Genomic DNA, 23,156 nt, shown 5'->3' on the forward strand with positions numbered 1-23,156 from the left:
GATGAACGACAAAGAATTAATAAGCATACAAAAGGTTATCATTCATCATAATTTAGATGAACAATTTATAGAAAGTATCGAATCTTTTCAACTCATAGAGTTTGTAGTAAAAGATTCGGATAGATATGTATATATAGAGCAGTTACCTACCTTAGAAAAAATAATCAGATTGTATTATGATTTAGAAGTCAACATGCAAGGTATTGACGTAATTAACAATATGCTAGATAGAATGGATGCGATGCATAGAACTATTCAACAATTACAAAATAAATTAAAATTATACGAGTAGAAACAGCTTTTTAATTGGTTCTCTTTTTGTAAAGAACACCGTCTATTTTATCGTATGCATCCGGATTGTGTTTTTTGATTTTGATTTTAATATGTTTTGAAGCAGGCATATTACTTCCCTTTACTGTGTTATGAATAGAAACTAACACATTAGTTTCAGGAAAATAAGTAACTGTGTTTTTCTCAGGAATAGGATATTCAACAATAATAAATAAAGGAGCAATACGCTCTGTGTTATTATCATAGTTGTATAAATCTACTTTGTCACCAGTTTTGAAGCCAGCTTTTTCAATATCTTTTTTATTCATAAAAATAACACGACGCTCATTATGAATACCGCGATAGCGATCGTTTAAGCCATAAATAGTAGTGTTAAATTGATCGTGTGTTCTTACCGTAGCCATTAAATACTCATCATCAGCAAGGGTGTTTTGCGGTAATGATGTTATAGAAAACGGAACACGATCTCCAAATTCTTTTGTTTTAAAGTTTCCTTCACGAGCACCATTGGGTAAGTAAAATCCACCTTTTTGTTTTACACGAACATTATAGTTCTCAAAACCAGGAATACATTTTTCAATATCATCTCTTACTGCATCATAATTATTCATATAACGATCCCAATCAACTACACTTTTGTCTCCTAAAGTTGCTTTTGCCATTCTACAAACAATATGTGTTTCGTTAATGAGTTTGTTAGAAATTGGTTTTAGCATTCCTTTTGACCATTCTACAATACCCATAGCATTTTCGGTACTCACATATTGTAATTTTCCGTTTATTATATCAGTTTCACTACGAGAAATGGTTGGTAAAATTAACGCTTCTTTACCATGAATAAGGTGAGTTCTATTTAATTTGGTAGAAACACAAACTGATAGATCTAGTTGTCTCATTCCGTTTGCAGTATAGGTAGTATCAGGAGTAGCTGATAAGAAATTACCACCCATACTAAAGTGTACTTTAATTTTTCCTTCATTCATTGCTTTTATGGTACCTACAACATCATACCCACTATTTCTTGGAGGATTAAAGCCAAAAACTTCCTCTAGTTTATCCAATTGTTCTTTTGAAGGATGGTTATTGATAAGCATTGTTCTGTTTCCTTGAACATTACTATGACCACGTACTGGACAAGAACCTGCTCCAGGCTTACCAATACTTCCTTTTAAGAATAATAAGTTTAAGACTTCTTTTAAAATGTCAACTCCGTTAGGTTGCTGCGTAAGTCCCATTCCCCAACAAATGATAATTCTATTTTTATAAGCTAGCATTTCAGCAGCTTTACGAATATCTTCTAATGAAATACCAGAAGCTTTTGCGAGTTCATCAATATCATAGTTTTCTATTTGCTTGATTAACTCGTCGTAACCTACCGTTTTATTTTTGATAAAGTCTTGATCGAAAACTTTACCTGGAGCTTCTTTCTCAAAATATAAGAGTAGTTGTTCTATTGCTTTTAGGAGTGCTAAATCACCATTAATTTTTACAGGAAGGTATAAGTCGGCAAGTTGTATACCTTTACCTAAAATACCACTTATTTTTTGAGGATCTCTAAATCCCATCAATCCAGCTTCAGGAAGAGGATTAACGGCTATAATTTTTGCGCCGCTCTTTTTCCCTTTTTCTAGGGCACTCAACATTCTTGGTGAGTTGGTACCTGGATTTTGTCCGATAATCATGATGATATCGGTATCGTAAAAGTCATTTAAAGTTGCAGTCCCTTTACCAACACCTGTTGTTGCAGCTAGAGTAAAACCTGAAGTTTCGTGGCACATATTTGAACAATCAGGAAAGTTATTCGTACCAAATTCACGAACAAAAAGTTGATAGGCGAAAGAGGCTTCATTACTTGTTCTACCCGAAGTATAAAAAGCAGCATTATCAGGAGATTCTAACTTATTTAAATGTTCTGCTATCTTTTTAAAGGCATTATCCCAACTAATGGGCTCGTAGTGTGTACCATTTTTAGGTAAGTACATAGGTTCAGATAGTCGACCTAAATGCCCAATTTCATAGTCGGTTAATTGAGATAAGTCATATACCGAATTTTGTTTAAAAAAATCGGCTGTAATTCTTTTACTGGTAGCTTCTTCAGCGATAGCTTTTGCTCCATTTTCACAATATTCAGCAATAGGAGATCGGTCATCATCAGGATCAGGCCAACCACAACTAGGACAATCAAAACCATCAAACTGATTCATCTTAAACAATGCTTTTCCACCTCTTACCAATGCCTTATCGTTGATTAAGCTTTTTATAGCATTGGTAACTCCAGGAATACCCGCAGCCCAATCTTTTGGTTTGCCTGTTCTTAAGCTTAATAACTTATAAGGAGGCTCAGCAGAAGGTTGTTTATCAGTTTGTTTTTTGGGTTTGTTGCTCATACCTTTTATATAATCTTTTTGAGATATAAAATTAAGAAAAAAAACTAAGTGATATTATCTTTACGCAAATCAAAGAGAAAGACTAAAAAGGGTTAGGACATTGTTATAGTAAAATTTCATTAATCACAGTTTGTGTTGAATTCTTGATAATCAGATTTTAAAAACATGGGAATATTTTGACCATTATATACCTTAATGCAGAATAAGTTAGGGTTTGCATTAACAGTTAAACGATCCAAATTCACCAACCCACTTATATCGAGTGATGTAAGTAAGTTACTGGAACAATACAACACTTCAATATTACTGTTAGATTTCAAGTCGATATTTTTAAGCTTGTTATCAGATAGAGCTAAAACTTCTAAAGCTTTATTAGCGGTAAAATCTACTTCTAAAATCTTATTATTTTGTGCCAAAATAGTTTTTAAGCTTACTGCTTTTTTTACATCTAAAGACGTTAGAAAGTTATCTCTAACATTTAAGGTTTCTAAATTGGGATTATCAATACTTAACGTTTCTAATGAATTATAGTATAGACTTAACCATTTTAGATTAGTAGCATTTTTTAACCCAGTAATAATATCCAATTCGTTTACATCAAGATCAACCTTGATTAATTGTGTATTGTAACTCAAATCAATATTTTTAAGATAATTACCAGCAAGTACCAAAGTATCTAATTGTTTATTAAACCTCAAGTCTATAGTGGTTAAATCATTTCCCATGGCATGTAATCTTTTTAGATTAATAAACCCTTCAATACCTGTTAGGTCTTTAATCATAAAATTATCATTGGATGTGTTTAAATTAAGACTGGTAACTCTTAAAGCGTCACTTTTTAATAGTTGTTGATTGACAATACCATCAGAATCTATACCCAGATTGATTAGTTTGGTCTCAAATTGTGTATCGGGAATGTTTACATAGTTTTGCTCTTCGGTATTGTCATCACTTGAACATGAAATGAAAAGACAACATGATATAAGAATTAAGTTTAATAGTTTTAAATAATGCTCCATTGATAAGGTTTTAATTTTTCATGTTTTTACTAAAACAAAACTCGTGAATAAACTGTTTTAAAAAATTAATCCAGATTAATTTTTTAGTCTTATTTATATAAAACAATAAAATTGTGTTTAAGAAGAAGTTTTAGATATTTTTTAAGGTAGTTTCTTTTTCTTTTTTGAAGATATGATAAGGTTGTTTAGACCAATAAAAACTAAGACGGATTTACCATATATACAACGATCTCTCAATTAATTTCCTTGAATTCTAAGCCAAAGATCTTTTAGTAATTGTTTGGCTTTCTCTCTATTTCTAGGAACTTCTTCTATAGTGACTATGTTATGTTCTTCAGCTATTTTAAAACTAAAAGCAAATTGTTGAAAGTTAGGAGCTACACTTAATAAACCAAACCGTAAATCGTTTAAGTATAGTGTATTGTCTTTCTCTGAAATAGTGTACCAACCTTTAGTTATCTTAATAAGTCTTTTTACTTTAGTATCCTTATTATATTTTCCCAGTAAGTGATGATTTTTTGGATAAGAATAAAATTCAATCGGTTTAGTGTCAAAAAGTGAATAATAGCCAATAAGGTAAGCATCTTCGGTTGCTACATTAGCTGACCATAGAACAGTATTGAGAGGAGTAGGCTTGGTTACAATTTCGTTATATACAATTCCTTGACTGTCTAGCGCATGTTTAAATTTAGTATAAGTAATACCTTTAATTATGATTGTCAGGAACATATAAGAACTACTTATAATAAGTCCCAAGTTGTTATATTTTTTTCTTTTTTTAGAAGCTTTTGATTGAAACATCGCCATTAATAAAAAGAGTAAAAAAGGAAGTGTGTAAAGAGGATCTATTACAAAAATATTTTTGAAAGCCAATCGAAAATCAAAAGGCCAAAAGAGTTGTGTTCCCCAAGTTGTAAAAGCATCTAAGATAGGGTGAGTTACCAACCCCCAAAACATGAGTTGCATCCATTCTTTAGCAGAAGCATTTTTTTCATACAATGATATAAGCCAACCAAAAATCCAACCAAAAACAATAGAGAAAAGGATAGAGTGTGTAAAACCTCTGTGTAATTCTAAAGCAGTTACAGTATCAAATAATTTACCAATATATACATCAAAGTCTGGAATAGTACCAGCAATAGCTCCATATAACATGGCCTTGTTACCAACTTTTTTTCCTAATACAGCCTCTCCCACAGCGGCTCCAAGAACAATTTGTGTAAGTGAATCCATGTTGTAAAAATACTTATAAATGAGCTATTAAATTGAGGTAAAATGTGACTTCTTCATAGGTTATAATATTTTTATTAAAGCTTGATTTTAAAATAAATATGTTAAAATAATATATGATATAGTTTTTTTTGTATTTTTATTAACCAAATGGTTAAACTTTTTAGTTGAAAATGGCAAAGAGTAGAGATAACAAAACAGAAGAACAGATATTAAAAGCGGCACAAGAGATTTTTCAATCCAAAGGAATGGACGGTGCCCGAATGCAAGAAATAGCAGACAAAGCGAGTATAAATAAGGCGATGCTACATTATTATTATAGGAGTAAGCAGCTATTGTTTGAGGCAGTATTTAAAAAAGCTTTTTCATTATTGGCTCCTCAACTTAATGCGATACTAAATGATGATTCGACTATAGAAGAAAAGATAAGAAGTTTTACTCATAACTATATTACTTTTATTATGAAGCATCCTTATTTACCGAATTTTATCATTCAAGAATTAAATCGTAAGTCTCAATTTATTGAAGAAATAAAGAATAATACATTTTTTCCTAAACTAGATAAGTTTAAAGAACAGATAGAAAAAGAGGTTAAGGCAAGAACAATCAGACCAATTAGCGCAGAACAATTATTCATAAATATAATATCGTTAAACGTTTTTCCTTTTGTAGGTGCACCTTTAATTAAAGCAGTTGCTAATGTCGATAATGAGAGCTATAAAGAAATACTAGAGGCTCGAAAAAAAGAAGTATCAGAATTTATAATTAATGCCATAAAAAAGTAAACAAATGAAAGCTAAATTTTTATTTGGATTGTTCTTTTTAGCTATAACTGTTGGGTATGGTCAGCATACTATTAGTTTAGAGGAGTGTTACGGTAATTTGAAAGAAAATTATCCGCTTGTAAAGAAACAAGCTATTTTAGAACAACAAAAAAAGGCAGATTTTTCTGTTATCAAAGCAAAAACATTGCCGCAGTTCTATCTCAATGCCCAAGCTACTTATCAGTCAGAGGTTACAGAAGTACCATTCCCAAATTCAGGAATAGAACCTTTGAATAAAGATCAATATAAAGCCACTTTAACTGCAAACCAATTATTGTATAATGGAGGCAAAATTAAAGAAACACAAGATCTTCAAAATATAACGTATAGTAGGAAACATCAAGAAGTAGAAGTTAGTCTTTATCAATTAAAACAACGTGTAAACCAGCTTTATTTTTCAATATTATTATTTGATGATCAAACAATATTATTAGATACGAGAGACCAACAATTAAGAGTAAAATTAAGCGAAATAAAATCAGGAATTAAAAATGGTGTTTTGTTGCCTGTATCTGATAAAATTATAGAAGCAGAAATACTTAAAATAGCTCAACAGAAAGAAGAAGTAAAGAACAACAAGTCAAAGTTGGTCTCATCTTTATCAATGTTAATAGGGGCTCCCATCAATGTAGAAACAGTATTTCAAAAACCGTTGATTTCATTGTTAGAGAATCAAACATTGAATAGACCCGAACTAGAATTATTCAGTTTACAAAAACAAGAGCTTGATAAACAAAAGAACGTACTATCCAAAGAATTGATGCCAGAACTTGTTGGTTTTGCAACAGGTGGTTATGGTAATCCTGGACTTAATATGTTGAAAAATGAATTTGAATCTTACTATATAGTAGGTCTAAAGTTGAATTGGAATGTGTTTGATTGGAATAGTAATAAGAGAAAAAGAGAGGTCATAAATTTTTCAAAAGAAATTATAGATACTCAAGAAGAAATTTTTAAGCTGAATACTAATACCGCTTTGAATGAACAAAACAAAGAAATTGAAACACTTGAAAGTACAGTTGTTATTGATAAAGAGCTTATTTCTTTACAAAAAGAGGTTGTTACGGCATCTGATTCTCAATTAAAAAATGGAGTAATAACACCCTCTCAATATCTAACTGAATTGACCAAATTATATGAGTCAGAAAACTTGTTCAATCAACACAAAACGCAGTTAGAATTAGCTAAAGCAAACTACAATACTTTAAAAGGATATACCAAATAGAAATATAATGAAAAACTCACAAATCATATTGTACTATGTATTCTTTGCAGTTCTTTTATCTGCTTGTAAAGGTACTAATGACATAGCTGATGGATATGGAAACTTTGAAGCTACAGAGATAACAATTTCTGCAGAAAATAATGGAAAATTATTGTCTTTTCAGATTGATGAAGGTTCAATTTTAAAAGCAAATGAGCTAGTTGGTTATATAGATACAATTCCACTTCACCTTAAAAAAGAACAACTAAAGGTTCAAAAAGAAGTAATCAATGCTAAATCTAAAGGTGTTTTATCACAAATAAATGTGTTGCAAGCTAAATTGAAAACCGCGAATACGAATAAAACAAGGGTGGAAAATTTAATAAAAGACAATGCAGGGACACAAAAACAATTAGATGATATTGATGGAGAAATAGCAGTGTTAAATAACAGCATTCGCAGTGTTGAAGTTCAAAATGCTCCTGTGGTAAACGAACTAAAAAGTATAGATGTACAGATACAACAGCTGAATGATCAATTATTAAAAAGTAAAATAGTAAATCCTATTCAAGGTACCGTATTGGCTAAATATGTAGAACCTAATGAAATTGTAAATTTTGGAAAACCGCTATATAAAATTGCAGATTTATCAACTATGGAACTTCGCGTATATGTTAGCGAAACTCAATTACCAAATTTGTCTATTGGTGAAAAAGTGGTCGTTAAAATAGACAATCAAAAAGGGATGAAAAACTATGAAGGAAAAATTAGTTGGATAGCTTCAGAAGCAGAGTTTACGCCTAAAATGATTCAAACAAAAGAAGAGCGAGTTGCTTTGGTTTATGCGGTTAAGGTAAAAGTGAAAAATGATGGTAGTCTAAAAATAGGAATGCCAGCTGAAATGTGGTTTGAGTAAATCTAATAACGATGAGTATTATTGTTTCAAACATATCTAAATCATATGATAGTATAACCGCACTGTCTAACACCTCTTTTACTGTTAAGCAAGGAGAACTTTTTGGACTCATTGGACCAGATGGTGCTGGTAAAACAACATTATTTCGCATACTTACCACTTTATTAATTGCAGATGAAGGACATGCTAGTGTTACAGATTTAGATGTTCTTAAAGATTATAAAGCGATACGTAATAGTGTAGGGTATATGCCAGGGCGTTTCTCACTCTACCAAGATTTAACGGTTGAAGAAAATTTGCATTTTTTCGCGACCATTTTTGGAACAACTATAGAAGAGAACTACGATTTAATAAAAGAAATTTATGTACAGATTGAACCCTTTAAAACTCGTAGAGCAGGAAAACTTTCAGGAGGAATGAAGCAAAAGCTAGCTTTGTGTTGCGCATTGATACACAAACCTAAAGTATTGTTTTTAGATGAACCTACTACAGGAGTTGACCCAGTGTCGCGAAAAGAGTTTTGGGAAATGTTAAAACGTTTACAAAAAAAGGGGATTACTATTTTGGTTTCTACTCCCTATATGGATGAAGCTGAGTTATGTGATCGTATAGCATTAATTCAGGACGGGAAAATTTTAGAAGTAGATACCCCAAAGAATATTGTTAATCATTTTTCGAAGCCACTATATAATATTAAAGCAAGTGATATGTATCGTTTAATTGAAGCTTTGAATATATATAAACATACGCATAGTATTTTTCCTTTTGGTGAATATGTACATTATACAGATCAACAGAATGCACTAGATGAAGTAGCTTTAAAAGCTTATTTAAAACAGCATGAGCTTTTAAATATTCAAATTGAAAGAACACAACCTACCATTGAAGATGTCTTTATGGAATTAGCTAAATAATGGAAACAAACAACGTTATAGAAGTAGAGAGTTTAAGTAAAAAGTTTGGTGATTTTATAGCAGTTAACCAAATAAGTTTTCATGTAAAAACTGGAGAAATTTTTGGCTTCTTGGGAGCTAATGGAGCAGGGAAAACTACAGCTATGAAAATGTTGATAGGTATATCATCACCAACTTCAGGGAAGGCTAAAGTAGCAGGTTTTGACGTATATAAAGAAACAGAATCTATTAAAAAAAACATAGGTTATATGAGTCAAAAGTTTGCTTTGTATGATGATTTAACAATCAAAGAAAATATTGATTTTTTTGGAGGTATCTATGGATTGTCTAGAAAGCAAATAGATTCAAAAAGAAGGGAATTAGTCGAAGAATTAGGACTTCAAGAAGTAACTGATAATCTTGTAGGATCATTACCATTAGGTTGGAAACAAAAGTTAGCATTTTCAGTATCCTTATTACACAATCCTAAAATAGTATTCTTAGACGAGCCAACAGGAGGTGTAGACCCTATTACCCGTCGCCAGTTTTGGGAAATGATTTATAAAGCAGCCCATAACGGAACTACAATTTTTGTGACAACACATTATATGGATGAGGCAGAATACTGCGACCGCGTTTCTATTATGGTTGATGGTAAAATAGAGGCTTTGGATACTCCCAAAAAACTAAAAGAGCATTTTAAAGTAGATTCAATGAATGATGTATTTTTAAAATTAGCAAGAGGATGAAACAGTTTATAGGTTTTGTAAAAAAAGAATTCTATCACATATTTCGTGATAAACGCTCTTTATTTATTCTATTTGGAATGCCTATAGCGCAAATTTTGTTGTTTGGGTTTGCTATTACTAATGAAATAAATAATGTTAACATAGCCATTTTAGATCAGTCTAATGATGCTACAACTAAAGAAATTATTAATAAAATTTCAGCTTCAAAACATTTTAGTATTGTTAATGTTATTCAACAAGAATCATCTATAGAATCGATATTTCAAAAAGGAAAAGTAAAAGCAGTACTACAATTTGAAAAGAATTTTGGTAACAATCTTATTAAAGAGAAAAAGTCGAATGTACAGGTTCTTACCGATGCAACGGATCCTAATATGGCAAACACCATAAGCAACTATGTTTTTTCCATTCTTAAAAATTATCAACAAGAATTAAATAAAAATGTATCACTTGATTATCAAATAGGCATACAAAACAGAATGGTTTACAATGCTGAATTAAAGAGTGTTTATATGTTTGTACCTGGTGTAATGACAGTTCTTTTAATGTTAGTGTCAGCTATGATGACTTCTATTTCCATTACTCGAGAAAAAGAACAAGGGACAATGGAAATTTTATTGGTATCACCTTTAAAGCCATTCCAAGTTATTATAGGAAAAGTTTTTCCTTACATTTTTTTATCAGTTTCCAATGCCATTATTATAGTGTTATTAAGCATTTTTGTTTTTAATGTACCTGTCAAAGGGAGTTTGTTTTTATTAGGATTAGAAAGCATTCTATTTATTATCACATCACTCGCTTTGGGTATTTTAATTTCTACAATAACTGCAACACAACAAACTGCTATGATGATATCTCTAATGGGGTTAATGTTGCCAACTATATTACTCTCAGGGTTTATTTTTCCAATTAGTAGTATGCCTCTAGTGCTCCAAGGTATTAGCAACATCATACCAGCTAGATGGTTTATAACAATTGTAAGAGGAATTATGTTAAAAGGTATAGGGATAAGTTATGTTTTTAAAGAAACCTTGATTTTAATAGCAATGACCATATTTTTTATAGGTCTTAGTATAAAACGATATAAAATTAGATTGGAGTAACATGAAAATAATTTTATACATCATAAGAAAAGAGTTCAAACAGATCTTTCGAAATAAGGGAATGCTTCCTATTATTTTTATCATGCCTCTAATACAATTGGTTATTTTATCCAACGCGGCTACTTACGAGATAAAAAACATAAAGTTAGGATATATAGATGCAGATCACAGTAGTACCTCTAGAGGATTAATAAAGCGATTTGAAGGATCAGCTTATTTTAATGTGTCGAGCATATTTTCTTCAGAAAACGAAGCTTCTAAAGCAATGCAAGAAGGTAAAATAGCTGCGTATATCAATATTCCAACTCATTTTGAAAAAGATTTACAAAAGAATAAAGCCAATACATTAGGGGTCTTTATTGATGCAATTGATGGTTCAGCAGCAGGAATTATAAACGTGTATATCACACAAATTATACAAGGTTATAACCGAAGTATTATTACGAACCTAATACAAAACCCAAAAAGTATGCAAAGTCTTAGTAATATAGATAGCATTCCTTTGTTTTGGTACAATAAAACCTTGAACTATAAAACATTTATGGTTCCTGGAATTTTGGTGTTATTAGTTACTATGATTACACTTTTTTTATCAGGAATGAATATTGTTAGAGAAAAGGAGATTGGAACTTTAGAGCAAATAAATGTAACCCCAATTAAAAAGCATCAATTTATAATAGGTAAATTATTTCCTTTTTGGGTGTTAGGTTTAGGAGTGCTGTCAATAGGGTTAATTCTATCTAAAGTTATTTTTAACATACCAATGTTAGGAAGTTTGACGCTGTTATATGTTTATACATCCATTTATATTTTCCTGATTTTAGGAATAGGCTTATTCATTTCTAATTTTACAGATACACAGCAGCAAGCAATGTTTATAGCATGGTTTTTTGCGGTAATATTTATACTGATGAGTGGGTTATTTACACCTATTGAGAGTATGCCAAAATGGGCACAAGCAATTACTGAGTTTAATCCTGTTAAATACTTTGTAGAAATTATAAGGATGGTAATGCTTAAAGGTTCTGGCTTTTTTGATATTTATCCGTTAATTATTAAAACCTTAGTATATGCTTTAATAATGAATGCTTTGGCGGTTAGGAGTTATAGAAAAACAGTGTAGATTAAACTAGAGAATCATTTATAATTTTATAAAACTCTTTAGCGGCCTTTTTTTCATAAATATCTTTAATAGATATAATCATCCCTTTTCGTATCATTTGAGGTTGAATAATAGGAACAGAAATTAAAGAGTTAAAATTCTGAACAGTAGTTTTTGCTAATACTGTAAAAAACTTACCTGTTTTAACCAAATCTAAAAGCATTGGAATATCATTAACTTCTAGTGAAATGTTTAATTCTAGGTTTTTCTTTTTGAGGATTGAATCTATATATTGTCGAGTGCTAAATCCTTTAGCAGGTAAAGCTAATGGAAACTGCACTAAATTTTCCATTTTTACTTTTTTAAGTTTGTTCAATTCTGAATCGGAAGCACCAATTAAAACCATTTCTGAATCAAATAGGAATTGGTATTTGTGATTTTTGTTGACTTCAAATTCCTGAAAAGATAAGACGAAATCTAGCTCGAAATTGTCGAGCTTTTCTATCAATTCTCGTGATGTACCATAAATTACATGAATTACTATTTTTGGATATAATGATAAAAATTGAGTTACTGATCCTGTTACAATGTGTTTCATCCCATATGTAGCACCAATTTTTAGCTCACCAGTATCTAAGTTTTTCAAGTCTTTCAACAAGTCAAATCCATTATTAGCGCTATTAACGCTTTGAAGTGCATATTCATAAAACAATTCTCCGGCTTCGGTTAGTTTTACTCTTTTCCCAATACGGTTGAATAACGGAACTCCTAGCTCAATCTCTAATTGCTTTATTTGTTGCGATAAGGTACTTTGACTGATGTATAATTCAGCTGCAGCTGCTGTAAAGTTTAACAGTTCCTTTGCTTTTAAAAAATATCGTAATTGTCTTAACTCCATATTAATCGGTTTTATCGATTGATGTTATCGAAAAATAGCATTTTACAAATTTAAAAATTCTCTTCAACTTTGCTGTAGATAAATTAAGTGAAACCATTTAAAGTAAAATAATATGAAAATTTTAATTATCGGAGCAAACGGAGAAATAGGTAAAAGACTTGTTTTAGGTCTTGAAGATAAGCATGAAATTATAACTGCAGGAAGGTCAACAGGAGATATAAAAGTTGATATTTCATCTAAAGAATCTATAAAAGATATGTTTAATCTAGTAACTAATATTGATGCTTGTGTTTGTGTAGCTGGAGATAGTTATACAGGAAGTTTAGATTCATTGGATGAAGAAAAACTTAATGTAGGGATTAAGAATAAACTTGTAGCGCAAGCAAACTTGGTACTTATTGGTAAGAATTATATAAATGATAAAGGTTCTTTTACATTGACTTCTGGAAAAATGGGAGACAAACCTGGTGTAAATGCTGTGGGAAAAGCAATTGCTAATGGAGGTGTAAATAGTTTTGCGCTAGCTGCAGGTTTAGAAATGCCAAGAGGAATAACTATTAATGCAGTAAGTCCATCAAAAGTATCAAACATTTCAGATGAAGATCTTATTAATGGTTATTTAAAGAGTATTGAAGGAAATACAAATGGAGAGATTATAAAAATAAATTATTAAAAGATGAAAAAGATAATTGTTTTATGCTTGTTAGTTTTTGGTAAAACTTTAATAGCACAAAATACTAGTAATAGTTCATTTGTAGGTTCTTGGTCTCTAGTTTCTATCAATAACATATACCAAGATGGGAAAAGAGTTCAACCTTATGGAGAAAATCCTGAAGGATTGTTAATTTTTACTGAGGAAGGAAATTACGCGATTCAAATCTTGAAAAAAAATAGACCATTAATTGTTTCTGGTAATAAAAATACCTCGACACCTGAAGAGAATGCAGCAATAGTAAAAGGCTTTAATTCTCATTATGGTGAATATGTTGTAGATAAAGAAAATAACACCATAACATTTGAAATCTTACATGCTTCTTTCCCTAATTGGGAAGGAAAAATTCAAAAGCGTACTTATGATTATAGTAACAATGTACTTAAGTATGTTGTGACCAATACTACCCAAGGAGGAGCATCAGTAATTGCTGAAGTTGTTTGGAAAAGAAAAAGCTAACAAATAACCTTGAAAAAGAAATAAAAACCTCAGAATAGGTAAAAGTATTCTGAGGTTTTAAATCTCACGTTAAAAATCACATTAATAACTATTTCATGCTAGATAAAAATTCTAAAACAGTCTTTAGTATCTTGTATTTTATAAGTTTTTCGCACTTAATAAATGATTTGATTCAAGGAGTGATTCCATCAGTATATCCAATTTTAAAACAGAAATATGGGCTTACTTTTGTTCAAATAGGATTAATCACCTTTGCTTTTCAATTTAGTGCCTCAATATTACAACCCATAATAGGTTATTACACAGATAAAAAACCAAAGGTATATAGTCAAATTTATGGACTTTTTGTATCAATGCTTGGAATCTTGTTATTATCCTATGCTAGTGACTTTAATGTAATATTATTAGCTTGTGTATTGATAGGAGTTGGATCAGCAATTTTTCATCCAGAATCTAGTCGCATTGCCAATTTAGCTTCAGGGGGTAAAGTCAGTATCGCTCAATCAATATTTCAAATAGGAGGAAATTTAGGAACAGCATTAGCGCCTTTATTAGTGGCTATAATTGTACTACCAGACTCACAAGAGTTAATTATAACTTTTGTATTACCGTTAATTTTGAGTTTTTTAGCTTTGATAAAAGTTGCCATTTGGTATAAAAGACATATAACTAAAGCAAAATTTAAAAAAGAAGGTACCCCAAAACATAAAGTAAGTTTTACAAAGCAAAAGATACAATTCATATTAAGTGTATTGTTGGTAATTATTTTTTCAAAATTTATCTATGCAGCAAGTTTGTCAAATTATTACAGTTTTTATTTAATTGAAAAATTCGGGCTTACAGTAGGGCAAGCACAAATCCATTTATTCATCTACTTATTTTCTTACATGTTAGGAACTATTTTAGGAGGTGTGCTGGGAGATAAATTTGGGAGAAGAAATATGATTTGGTTTTCAGTTTTAGGAGCTACTCCTTTTACACTTTTATTACCTTATGTAAATCTTTTTTATACCGATGTGTTTATGGTTATTATTGGGATAATAATGGCTTCCGCTTTTCCAACAATGCTTTCGTATGCTCAAGAGTTATTGCCAAACAAACTAGGGGTTATTTCTGGAGTGTTTTTTGGGTTTGCGTTTGGGGTAGCTGCTTTAGGAGCAGCTGTAATTGGTTTGTATGCAGACTATAGCTCAATATATTTTGTTTATCAATTATGTTCATTCTTTCCATTGATAGGGGGAGTTTGCCTTTTTTTACCAGAGTTAAATTTTAAACCACATAGAATGATAGCAAATCATTCTTAAAATATAAATACATACAATTATGCCACATTTTATAATAGATTGTTCAGAAAATATTATTTCACTCAAATCTCCAAAAGACATTATGCAAAAAGTTTACGATGCAGCAGAATCTACAGAACTTTTTGATGAAGGCGATATTAAAGTAAGAATTAACCCTTATAAATATTACAATGTAGGAAACACAACAAACGATTTTATTCATGTGTTTGCTAACATGATGGAGGGTAGAAGTGTTATTCAGAAAAGTAAATTATCAAAAAAGATAGTAGCAGAGTTAAAAATAATGTTTCCTGATGTACCTGTTATTTCTATAAATATTAGAGATTTTGAAAAAGCTACTTATTGCAATAAATCTATGGTTTAAATAAATAATGAGGTTCGTTTTAAATATTAATAGAATTAATTTGACTAAACAAGAGGGGTTTAGTTAAGAAAAAGACAGCTTTATAGCTGTCTTTTTTAATTTAAATAGTTTCGAATGTTTTACAAGATAAAGAGTTGTTATTTACTTCATCTTATTTTGTGTGCTTAACTTTTGAACCATTTCTTTTGAAGATTCTAAATTTGGATCTAGTTCTAAAGCTTTTGTATATGATTTTAATGCACTTTCATTGTCATGATTTATAAAGTACGCTTCTCCTAAACTATCCCATAAATTAGCATCATTAGGAAATAACTTTACATTTTCTTGAAATACTTTTATAGCATCATCAAAAGATTTTTCTTTTAGTAATGTATATCCTATTTTATTAAAAAGCTGGTTCTTTTTTCTTTTTACTGTTTTATTAATAGCATCAATGTAAGCAATAATAAAAGCGTCTTTTTTAGTTGTTTTAATGTTGGGTTGCACACCTTTTCCTTCCCAACTGGTTTTTGTAATAGGATGTATTGTTGCTATATATGGAATCGAAATTGTAAATTCATTATTGATATCAAATCGTTTATTTCTATTTGCACCACCTTTAGTAACTTCACCAACAATTGTAGCTTTATTATAATGTTTTAATGTATAGGAAAAAGCTTCAGCAGCAGAGAAAGTATTTCGACTAGTTAAAATATAAATAGGTTTGTTTGTGCTTCTTTTTCCATCCACATCTGTTAATGTATACAGTTGTGTTTTGGTGTTGGTATTTCTTTCGTAAAAATCACTTAATAGTACAGGAGATTTATCAAAAAAGTAGCTTGATAATAATTGTACCATACTAGGAACACCTCCTTTATTGGAGCGCAAATCGATAATAATAGCATTGGTGTTGCATAAAAAATTCATGGCTGCTGTAGTAGTTTCTTTAGCATATTTAGTATCAGCAAAAAGGAGAAGATTTAAATAACCAATATTACCTGTAAGTATTTTAGTCTCTAAAAAACCATAGTTGATTTCAGCCATTTTTGCTTCCATCATTTTTTCCATTTTCAATTGTTCTTTTTCAGAAACCACATGTTTCTTTTGAGCAATTTTTTTAGGCTCAAAGTTAACTTTAAGGTGTAGGTCTTTGCTAATCTTTTGAAGATCGATAGTTAAAACTTTAGAGAATTCTGAAGGATTGGTTATGTGATTATATTTGTTAGACTTTAAATTTCTTTCCAATTCATTAACCATATTATGCGATGTTTCTAAATTAACATAAGCAGCATTTAAATGTGTTTGGATAGATAAAATAATTGATTTTTTTTCTTTTTTGGTTAACTCTCTTTTTGCGTCTTGAGCAACAACTTTTTGCATTGTTAAAAACAATAGCACTACTGAAATAATTTTAATATAAACTTTCATTTTATAATGGGTTATAATTTTCAACAAACGTATGTTGAACAGAAAACCTCATAAAAAATATTTCACGAAGTCAGATATATTAATCATATATTATTGAATTTCGTGCTTGAATTCAGCTGAGGTAGAAAATAACAGTGTTCATGTTGTTTTTATATAGTTTGATGAAAATTATAAGAGAAAGGAACCTATTATGATTAATTTTGAGACCATGATGGAATTTCTAAAAAAATACAAGGCATTTATTTACGGATTAGTCTTATTCAGAATAATTGTTTTTGCATTAACACGTTTAGACGTTATTTATATTGACAACTCTGAAGTATTGGCCAATACGTTGAGTTTTATTTTTAGCTGGGTATTAATCTCTTTGCCTATTCATTATTTTTCATTTATAAAAGAGCACAAAAAGAGCAGTCTTAAGTTACTAGCCTTAAGTGTACTTTTTTTCGCTGTAATTATAAATGATATGAATTCTAGAATTATTGATAACCCAATAACTTTTGTAGGATTGGTTGTTGTAGGGTTGAGTTTTTTCTCAATTTTGGTACCTGCATATTTTAAGAAATACTCTTTATTGGTGATTGGATTTTACGTGTTAGCTTTATCCTATTTTTACTATGTCAGAATTTATATAGATGATTTAAGCATTTATTTAAAGCAGGAAAAAGAAATTAAAATCATCTTAACTACTCCTTTTTTTATACTACTGTTAAACTGGTTTTATCAACAATGGAAGTGGTTAAAAACTGTAGAATCTAAAAAATCTAAAGCAGAATTAGCTTTACTAAAAAGCCAGATCAATCCTCACTTTTTTTTCAATACCCTAAACAATTTATATGGTTTGACTGTCGAAAAATCTGATGATGCTCCTAATGTAGTTTTAAAATTATCAGACATGATGCGTTATACCATTTACAAAGGAAATGAAGAAGAGGTGTTTTTAAAAGATGAAATAGACTATTTAAATAACTATATTGAATTACATAAAATAAGATATAACAAATTTGTTGAAATTACTTTTAACCATTCTTGTGAGTTAGATTGTAAGGTCGCGCCTTTACTATTTATAATTCCTTTAGAAAATGCATTTAAACATGGAGTAGAGTGTTTGACAGAAGGAGCTTATATTCATATTGATTTAAAAACTAATAAGGGTGTAATTTATTTTAGTATAGAAAATAACTTTGAAGCTCCAAAGACTACTCATACTGGAGGTATTGGTTTAGAAAATTTAAAGCAACGATTAAAATTGTTATATCCCAACTCACATAATATACAGATAGAAACCAAGAACTCTAATTATAAACTAACTATAGAAATCAAAACAATATGATCCATTATGTAATTATTGACGATGAACCTATTGCACATCGTATTATAGAGAACTATTGTGAAAACTTACCGCATTTAGAAAAAAAAGGAAATTGTTACAATGCGTTTGAAGCAATGCAGCTTTTAAATAATAATGTAGTTGATTTAGTGTTTTTAGATATAAATATGCCTAAACTATCAGGGTTTGATTTTTTAAAAACATTGTCCAATCCTCCTAAAATTATTGTTACTACTGCCTACAAAGAATTTGCGTTAGAAGGTTACGAACTTAATGTTTCTGACTATTTGCTAAAGCCTTTTAGCTTTGAGCGATTTATGAAAGCTATTAATAAAACAATTGAGAGTAATGTTCAAAAAGTTCAGGAAGTATCAATGTCTAGATTAGAGAGTAATCAAACTGATTTACTTTCCAATAGTTTTTTCTTAAAGAGTGATAAAAAACATCATCAAGTTCATATGAAAGATGTACTATTCATCGAAGCCTATGGACATTATACGAAAGTATATTTAGATAATGATATGATAGTTAGCCATCAAAAAATTTCAGATTTTGATGAAATATTACCCCAAAAAGAATTCATCAGGGTACATAAATCTTTCATTGTAGCTAAGAATAAAATCAAATTTATAGAAGGGAATAGAATGTCAATTAATGAGCATAAGATACCCATAGGACAGACTTATAAAAAAGAGATCACTAAACTTTTCTGAGTGGGATGTTAATTACTTCCCGATACAGAAATTCCCAAAAATATGACCTAAAATATCTTTATCTACGTCATATTCTCCAGTAATGTTACCTAAATGACGTAAACATTCTCGAATATCAATAGCAAATAAATCGGAAGAAATACCTAGTTCTATACCATTTTTAACAGAGTTAATACTTTCAAGAGCATGATTTAACGCTTCAAAGTGACGTGAATTTGTAACAATCGTTTCGTTATTACTTAAAGCACCTGTGTTTACTAAAGAAATAAGCTCTTTTTTAAGCTCGTCAACTCCAATATTTTGTTTGGCAGAAAGCAAAATTAAATCTTCTATATCTGATTGTAAAATAGAGTAATCATGGCAAGAAAGCGTATCTATTTTATTGGCTATAACCAATAAGCGTTTGTTGGGAAAACGTTGGTGTATAGTTTCAATTTCTTCTAAAAATAAGTCTTTAGAATGGATGTACTTGTTAGAATCAATTAAGAAGATAATTAGCTGAGCATTTTCTGCTTTTTCGTAGGCTTTTTTAATACCGATACTTTCAACTATATCTTCGGTTTCTCTAATTCCTGCAGTATCAATAAAACGAAAAACAACACCTTCAATAATTAATTCATCTTCAATAGCATCACGAGTAGTACCTGCAATATCAGAAACGATGGCTTTTTCTTCATTTAAAAGCGCATTTAATAAAGTTGATTTACCAACGTTTGGCTCTCCAATAATAGCAACAGGAATTCCATTTTTCATAGCATTTCCAAATGCAAAAGAATCAATTAAGCGTTTTAAAACCGATGAAATTTTGGCGACCAATTCTTTAAACTTGGTTCTATCGGCAAACTCTACATCTTCACCAGAAAAGTCGAGTTCTAGCTCTATTAAAGCAGCAAAATCTAACAGTTGTGCTCTTAATTCTTTCAATTCATTGGTAATACCTCCACGCATTTGCTGTATAGCCATTTGATGTGAGGCTGCAGAGTTAGAAGCAATAACGTCAGCCACAGCTTCCGCTTGCGATAAGTCCATTTTACCATTCAAAAAAGCACGCATGGTAAATTCACCATTATCGGCCATTCTACAGCCATTTTTTAAAAATAGTTGTATAATTTCTTGCTGAATAAAACTTGAACCATGACACGAAATTTCAACTACATTTTCACCCGTATACGAATGCGGATTTTTAAAAATAGATACTAAAACTTGATCTAAAATTACATTATTATCTACAATATGTCCTAAATGTAAGGTATGTGATTTTTGATTTAACAATGACTTTTTTTTGTGAATTGAAGTAAAAAAAGAGTTCACTATTTTAATAGAATCTTCACCTGAAAGTCTAATTACAGATATAGCGCCAACCCCAGCAGGAGTAGCTAAAGCAATAATTGTATCGTTTTGTATCATGTTACAAAATTACCTAATTAAAAAGGAAATTTTATAAAATATTTTGATCATATTTTTTTCCTGTAAAGACACAGGGGAAAACACCTTTTTTTAGAAAACCATTTTTAAAAACTAAAAATATGCATTACATTTGGTGTAAGAGTTTTAATACTCAAAAAACGTTAACCTCTCAAAAATAATACATTCCCACCTCGTATTATTTTTTATCCTCAGTAAAATTTTTTGGACAACCTTGTGTATGCGCATTTGTGTATTTATGTATTATAAATTAATACTAGGAGACAAATACCCTTTAATTACACGACCACATCCCTATGTGGTTTACTAGGAAGCGAGAAACCCCGAATAAAACCACCTCATTTTACCCCATCCCCATATGGGTTTTAGGTTAAACTAAAACTTTAGCAAGGAAAGATGCTGTCTAAACTAGTTTAGAGAGCATTATAAAAGTTAATCTCTTAAAATTTTAGGTATGGGAATGAAAACTACTCATTTAAAAAAACTAATTTTTATTGTTTTGCTGTTGTACGGAGGTCTAGCATTTTCACAGACGACAGTTACAATGCAAGCTCCATGTAATATTTCTGGTTGCGGCGCTCAAGACGTCGAAATTGGAAGTGTTTATATTGGAGACATTAATGGAGATCCAATAACTACATGTACGGTTGGAGATCCATTAACAGATATCTATTTATATGTAGATATTTCTAAAGCTGCAAGTAAAATAGATTTATACTTACAGTTTTACTTAATGAATGGTACCGATAAAATTGATAAAGATGGAAATGTTTATGTAGGTACCGACAAAATAAGTATTGGTATATCAGGGTCAATTAGTCCAGGAGTTTATCAGATGTTTGAACTGGTAAATTACACATGCGGTGAAGAATTAACCTTAACTGATGTTTATATTTCATGGCAAACTCCAGGAAGTGTTGTAGGTCCAGGTTGTGCTACACAACAGTCAAAATGTTCTGGTGAAAACTTACCACCAATAGATGTACAAACACCAATTGCACCAGATTTTACGTTTGAATATAATTGTGGAACAGGCGGTAGTGGCTTTCAAGGTGTAACTTATACAAATACTTCTACAGGAGGAGATGGAACCTTAACATATCAATGGACTTTTGGAACAGATTCTTCTCCTTCAATGGCAACAACTGAAGGACCTCATTTAGTTAATTATACCAGCTCAGGGGCTAAAACAGTAACACTAACTGTTACAGATGAAGACGGAGACACAAATTCAATAATGAAAAATATTAATATTGATAGCACTCCAACAGCAGGTATAATAGGAACGAATGTTAGTTGTAACGGAGGAAGTGATGGAGCAGCAGATTTAACCGTAACAGGAGGAAAAGCACCGTTTACTTACTTATGGAATACAGGTGCTACTACTGAAGATATTAGTGGCTTAACAGAAGGAACATACGATGTTGTCGTTACAGATGCTAACGGTTGTATTGCATTAGCAGAAGTTACTATTACAGAACCCCAAGCATTATCACTTTCTTTTTTAGGAAGTGATTTAAGTTGTGGAGGAAGTGATGGAGCTATCGATTTAACCGTATCAGGAGGAACAGCACCTTATACTTACTTGTGGAATACAGGAGCAACTACCGAAGACATTAGCGGTTTAATGGAAGGTACTTATACGGTTACTGTTACAGATGCCAATGGATGTCAAAAAGAAGATTCGACCACTTTAGTGTCAATAGATAATGAAGATCCTGTTATTAGCGTACCAGAAAACTTAGGAATTGAAGGATGTGATGAAAATGACATTACAGCTCTTAATGCTAGGTATCCTTTTAGTTTATCTGAATCTTCTGATATTAAAGATAGCTTTGTTACAACAGGGTATACTGCATCAGACGATCAATCTATTGCAAGTATAACTTATATAGATCAAATTACTTCAAATGATGGTTGTATAGTTACAGTTACAAGAACCTTTACAGTTACTGATGGATGTGGTAAAACAGGAACCGATTCATTAGTAATCACTGTTCAAGATACAATCAATCCAGATTTTACTGTGCCAGGAGATATTTCAATCTTCTCTGATGCAAGTTGTAATTATGATGCTAGTGTAGGAGTTACAGGAGATGTGACAGACGAATCAGACAATTGCGATACTGGTTTAGATGCTACTTATACAGATGAAGAACTAGCAGGCAGTTGCGAAGGAGAGAAGATAGTTAAACGTACTTGGAAATTAGTAGATGATTGTGGTAACACAACAGAGAAAATACAAACGATTACTGTAGTGGACAATATTGCACCAGTACTATCAGCAGAACCAGCAGATGTAAGTGTAGATTGTGAGTCAGTACCAGCAGTACCAACGATTACTGCAACCGATAACTGCGATAGCTCAGTAGATGTAATCTTTACCGAAGTGAGCAATACGGTAGTAGACGGCTGTGGAGAGATTGTACGCAAATGGGAGTCAACCGATAACTGTGGCAACACGGCAAGTCATACACAAACCATTACAGTAACTGATAGCACTGCACCAGTACTATCAGCAGAACCATCAGATGTAAGTGTAGACTGTGAGTCAGTACCAGCAGTACCAACAATCACTGCAACCGATAACTGTGATAGCTCAGTAGATGTAATCTTTACCGAAGTGAGCAATACGGTAGTAGACGGCTGTGGAGAGATTGTACGTAAATGGGAGTCAACCGATAACTGTGGCAACACGGTAAGTCATACACAAACCATTACAGTAACAGATAGCACTGCACCTGTATTATCAGCAGAACCAGCAGATGTAAGTGTAGACTGTGAGTCAGTACCAGCAGTACCAACAATCACTGCAACCGATAACTG

General features: G+C 31.0%; 20 protein-coding genes and 1 pseudogene. 15 read left to right on the plus strand and 6 right to left on the minus strand.

What is annotated here, in order from left to right; all coding sequences use genetic code 11:
• Position 1 precedes the first annotated feature (1 nt).
• Complete coding sequence (locus tag ACQY6M_RS14550; protein WP_428741090.1) at positions 2-292, plus strand: chaperone modulator CbpM; 291 nt, start codon at positions 2-4, stop codon at positions 290-292.
• Positions 293-302: 10 nt separating this feature from the next.
• Here the strand turns inward: ACQY6M_RS14550 and ACQY6M_RS14555 are convergent, their stop codons facing one another.
• The 3 genes from ACQY6M_RS14555 to ACQY6M_RS14565 all read right to left on the minus strand — a co-directional run bounded on the left by ACQY6M_RS14555 (position 303) and on the right by ACQY6M_RS14565 (position 4,930).
• A complete protein-coding gene (locus tag ACQY6M_RS14555; RefSeq protein WP_428741089.1) occupies positions 303-2,678 on the minus strand; it encodes an FdhF/YdeP family oxidoreductase in 2,376 nt (791 codons plus the stop codon).
• Positions 2,679-2,797: 119 nt separating this feature from the next.
• Positions 2,798-3,697, minus strand: coding sequence for a hypothetical protein (locus tag ACQY6M_RS14560; RefSeq protein WP_428741088.1), 900 nt, complete (start codon positions 3,695-3,697; stop codon positions 2,798-2,800).
• A 237-nt stretch (positions 3,698-3,934) separates the two neighbouring features.
• Entirely contained in the window at positions 3,935-4,930 is a 996-nt protein-coding gene (locus tag ACQY6M_RS14565; RefSeq protein ID WP_428741087.1) for a metal-dependent hydrolase, read from the minus strand.
• A gap of 170 nt (positions 4,931-5,100) precedes the next feature.
• On the opposite strand from ACQY6M_RS14565, the gene ACQY6M_RS14570 reads away from it, so the two are divergent.
• From ACQY6M_RS14570 to ACQY6M_RS14600, 7 genes are read left to right on the plus strand one after another with little or no spacing between them, the layout of a single operon-like run.
• Positions 5,101-5,712, plus strand: coding sequence for a TetR/AcrR family transcriptional regulator (locus ACQY6M_RS14570; RefSeq protein ID WP_428741086.1), 612 nt, complete (start codon positions 5,101-5,103; stop codon positions 5,710-5,712).
• A gap of 4 nt (positions 5,713-5,716) precedes the next feature.
• Positions 5,717-6,976, plus strand: a complete 1,260-nt coding sequence (locus ACQY6M_RS14575) for a TolC family protein (protein WP_428741085.1) — start codon at positions 5,717-5,719, stop codon at positions 6,974-6,976.
• A gap of 7 nt (positions 6,977-6,983) precedes the next feature.
• Entirely contained in the window at positions 6,984-7,871 is an 888-nt protein-coding gene (locus tag ACQY6M_RS14580) for an HlyD family secretion protein (RefSeq protein ID WP_428741084.1), read from the plus strand.
• Positions 7,872-7,882: 11 nt separating this feature from the next.
• Complete coding sequence (locus ACQY6M_RS14585) at positions 7,883-8,785, plus strand: ABC transporter ATP-binding protein (protein ID WP_428741083.1); 903 nt, start codon at positions 7,883-7,885, stop codon at positions 8,783-8,785.
• Positions 8,785-9,513 carry an ABC transporter ATP-binding protein gene (locus ACQY6M_RS14590; RefSeq protein WP_428741082.1) on the plus strand — a complete coding sequence of 243 codons (729 nt, stop codon included), beginning with the start codon at positions 8,785-8,787 and terminating at the stop codon, positions 9,511-9,513. The genes ACQY6M_RS14585 and ACQY6M_RS14590 overlap by 1 nt, the downstream gene beginning before the upstream one ends.
• A complete protein-coding gene (locus ACQY6M_RS14595; RefSeq protein WP_428741081.1) occupies positions 9,510-10,616 on the plus strand; it encodes an ABC transporter permease in 1,107 nt (368 codons plus the stop codon). The genes ACQY6M_RS14590 and ACQY6M_RS14595 overlap by 4 nt, the downstream gene beginning before the upstream one ends.
• 1 nt (position 10,617) lies before the next feature.
• The gene (locus ACQY6M_RS14600; RefSeq protein ID WP_428741080.1) at positions 10,618-11,739 is read left to right on the plus strand and encodes an ABC transporter permease; all 1,122 of its coding nucleotides are present in this window, start codon (positions 10,618-10,620) and stop codon (positions 11,737-11,739) included.
• Position 11,740: 1 nt separating this feature from the next.
• Here the strand turns inward: ACQY6M_RS14600 and ACQY6M_RS14605 are convergent, their stop codons facing one another.
• On the minus strand, positions 11,741-12,616 hold the full coding sequence (locus tag ACQY6M_RS14605; protein ID WP_428741079.1) for a LysR family transcriptional regulator: 876 nt from the start codon (positions 12,614-12,616) through the stop codon (positions 11,741-11,743).
• A gap of 112 nt (positions 12,617-12,728) precedes the next feature.
• On the opposite strand from ACQY6M_RS14605, the gene ACQY6M_RS14610 reads away from it, so the two are divergent.
• The 4 genes from ACQY6M_RS14610 to ACQY6M_RS14625 all read left to right on the plus strand — a co-directional run bounded on the left by ACQY6M_RS14610 (position 12,729) and on the right by ACQY6M_RS14625 (position 15,455).
• Positions 12,729-13,289, plus strand: coding sequence for a short chain dehydrogenase (locus tag ACQY6M_RS14610; protein WP_428741078.1), 561 nt, complete (start codon positions 12,729-12,731; stop codon positions 13,287-13,289).
• Between the two features lie 3 nt (positions 13,290-13,292).
• The gene (locus ACQY6M_RS14615; protein WP_428741077.1) at positions 13,293-13,787 is read left to right on the plus strand and encodes a lipocalin-like domain-containing protein; all 495 of its coding nucleotides are present in this window, start codon (positions 13,293-13,295) and stop codon (positions 13,785-13,787) included.
• A gap of 95 nt (positions 13,788-13,882) precedes the next feature.
• A complete protein-coding gene (locus tag ACQY6M_RS14620) occupies positions 13,883-15,091 on the plus strand; it encodes an MFS transporter (protein ID WP_428741076.1) in 1,209 nt (402 codons plus the stop codon).
• A 19-nt stretch (positions 15,092-15,110) separates the two neighbouring features.
• Positions 15,111-15,455, plus strand: a complete 345-nt coding sequence (locus ACQY6M_RS14625) for a 5-carboxymethyl-2-hydroxymuconate Delta-isomerase (RefSeq protein ID WP_428741075.1) — start codon at positions 15,111-15,113, stop codon at positions 15,453-15,455.
• 141 nt (positions 15,456-15,596) lie between these two features.
• Here the strand turns inward: ACQY6M_RS14625 and ACQY6M_RS14630 are convergent, their stop codons facing one another.
• Positions 15,597-16,862, minus strand: coding sequence for a S41 family peptidase (locus tag ACQY6M_RS14630; protein WP_428741074.1), 1,266 nt, complete (start codon positions 16,860-16,862; stop codon positions 15,597-15,599).
• Between the two features lie 190 nt (positions 16,863-17,052).
• Here ACQY6M_RS14630 and ACQY6M_RS14635 point away from each other — a divergent pair, with 190 nt between their 5' ends.
• Both ACQY6M_RS14635 and ACQY6M_RS14640 read left to right on the plus strand, forming a co-directional pair.
• Positions 17,053-18,195 (plus strand): sensor histidine kinase, encoded by a 1,143-nt coding sequence (locus ACQY6M_RS14635; protein ID WP_428741073.1) that lies wholly within the window; start codon positions 17,053-17,055, stop codon positions 18,193-18,195.
• Positions 18,192-18,905 carry a LytR/AlgR family response regulator transcription factor gene (locus ACQY6M_RS14640; RefSeq protein WP_428741072.1) on the plus strand — a complete coding sequence of 238 codons (714 nt, stop codon included), beginning with the start codon at positions 18,192-18,194 and terminating at the stop codon, positions 18,903-18,905. The genes ACQY6M_RS14635 and ACQY6M_RS14640 overlap by 4 nt, the downstream gene beginning before the upstream one ends.
• A 12-nt stretch (positions 18,906-18,917) precedes the next feature.
• Here the strand turns inward: ACQY6M_RS14640 and mnmE are convergent, their stop codons facing one another.
• Complete coding sequence (gene mnmE / locus ACQY6M_RS14645) at positions 18,918-20,312, minus strand: tRNA uridine-5-carboxymethylaminomethyl(34) synthesis GTPase MnmE (RefSeq protein ID WP_428741071.1); 1,395 nt, start codon at positions 20,310-20,312, stop codon at positions 18,918-18,920.
• 472 nt (positions 20,313-20,784) lie between these two features.
• On the opposite strand from mnmE, the pseudogene ACQY6M_RS14650 reads away from it, so the two are divergent.
• A pseudogene (locus ACQY6M_RS14650) lies at positions 20,785-23,156 on the plus strand (hypothetical protein); the annotation flags it as partial.

Source organism: Tenacibaculum sp. (assembly GCF_050290165.1).
In the GTDB taxonomy this organism is placed as follows: Bacteria; Bacteroidota; Bacteroidia; order Flavobacteriales; family Flavobacteriaceae; genus Polaribacter.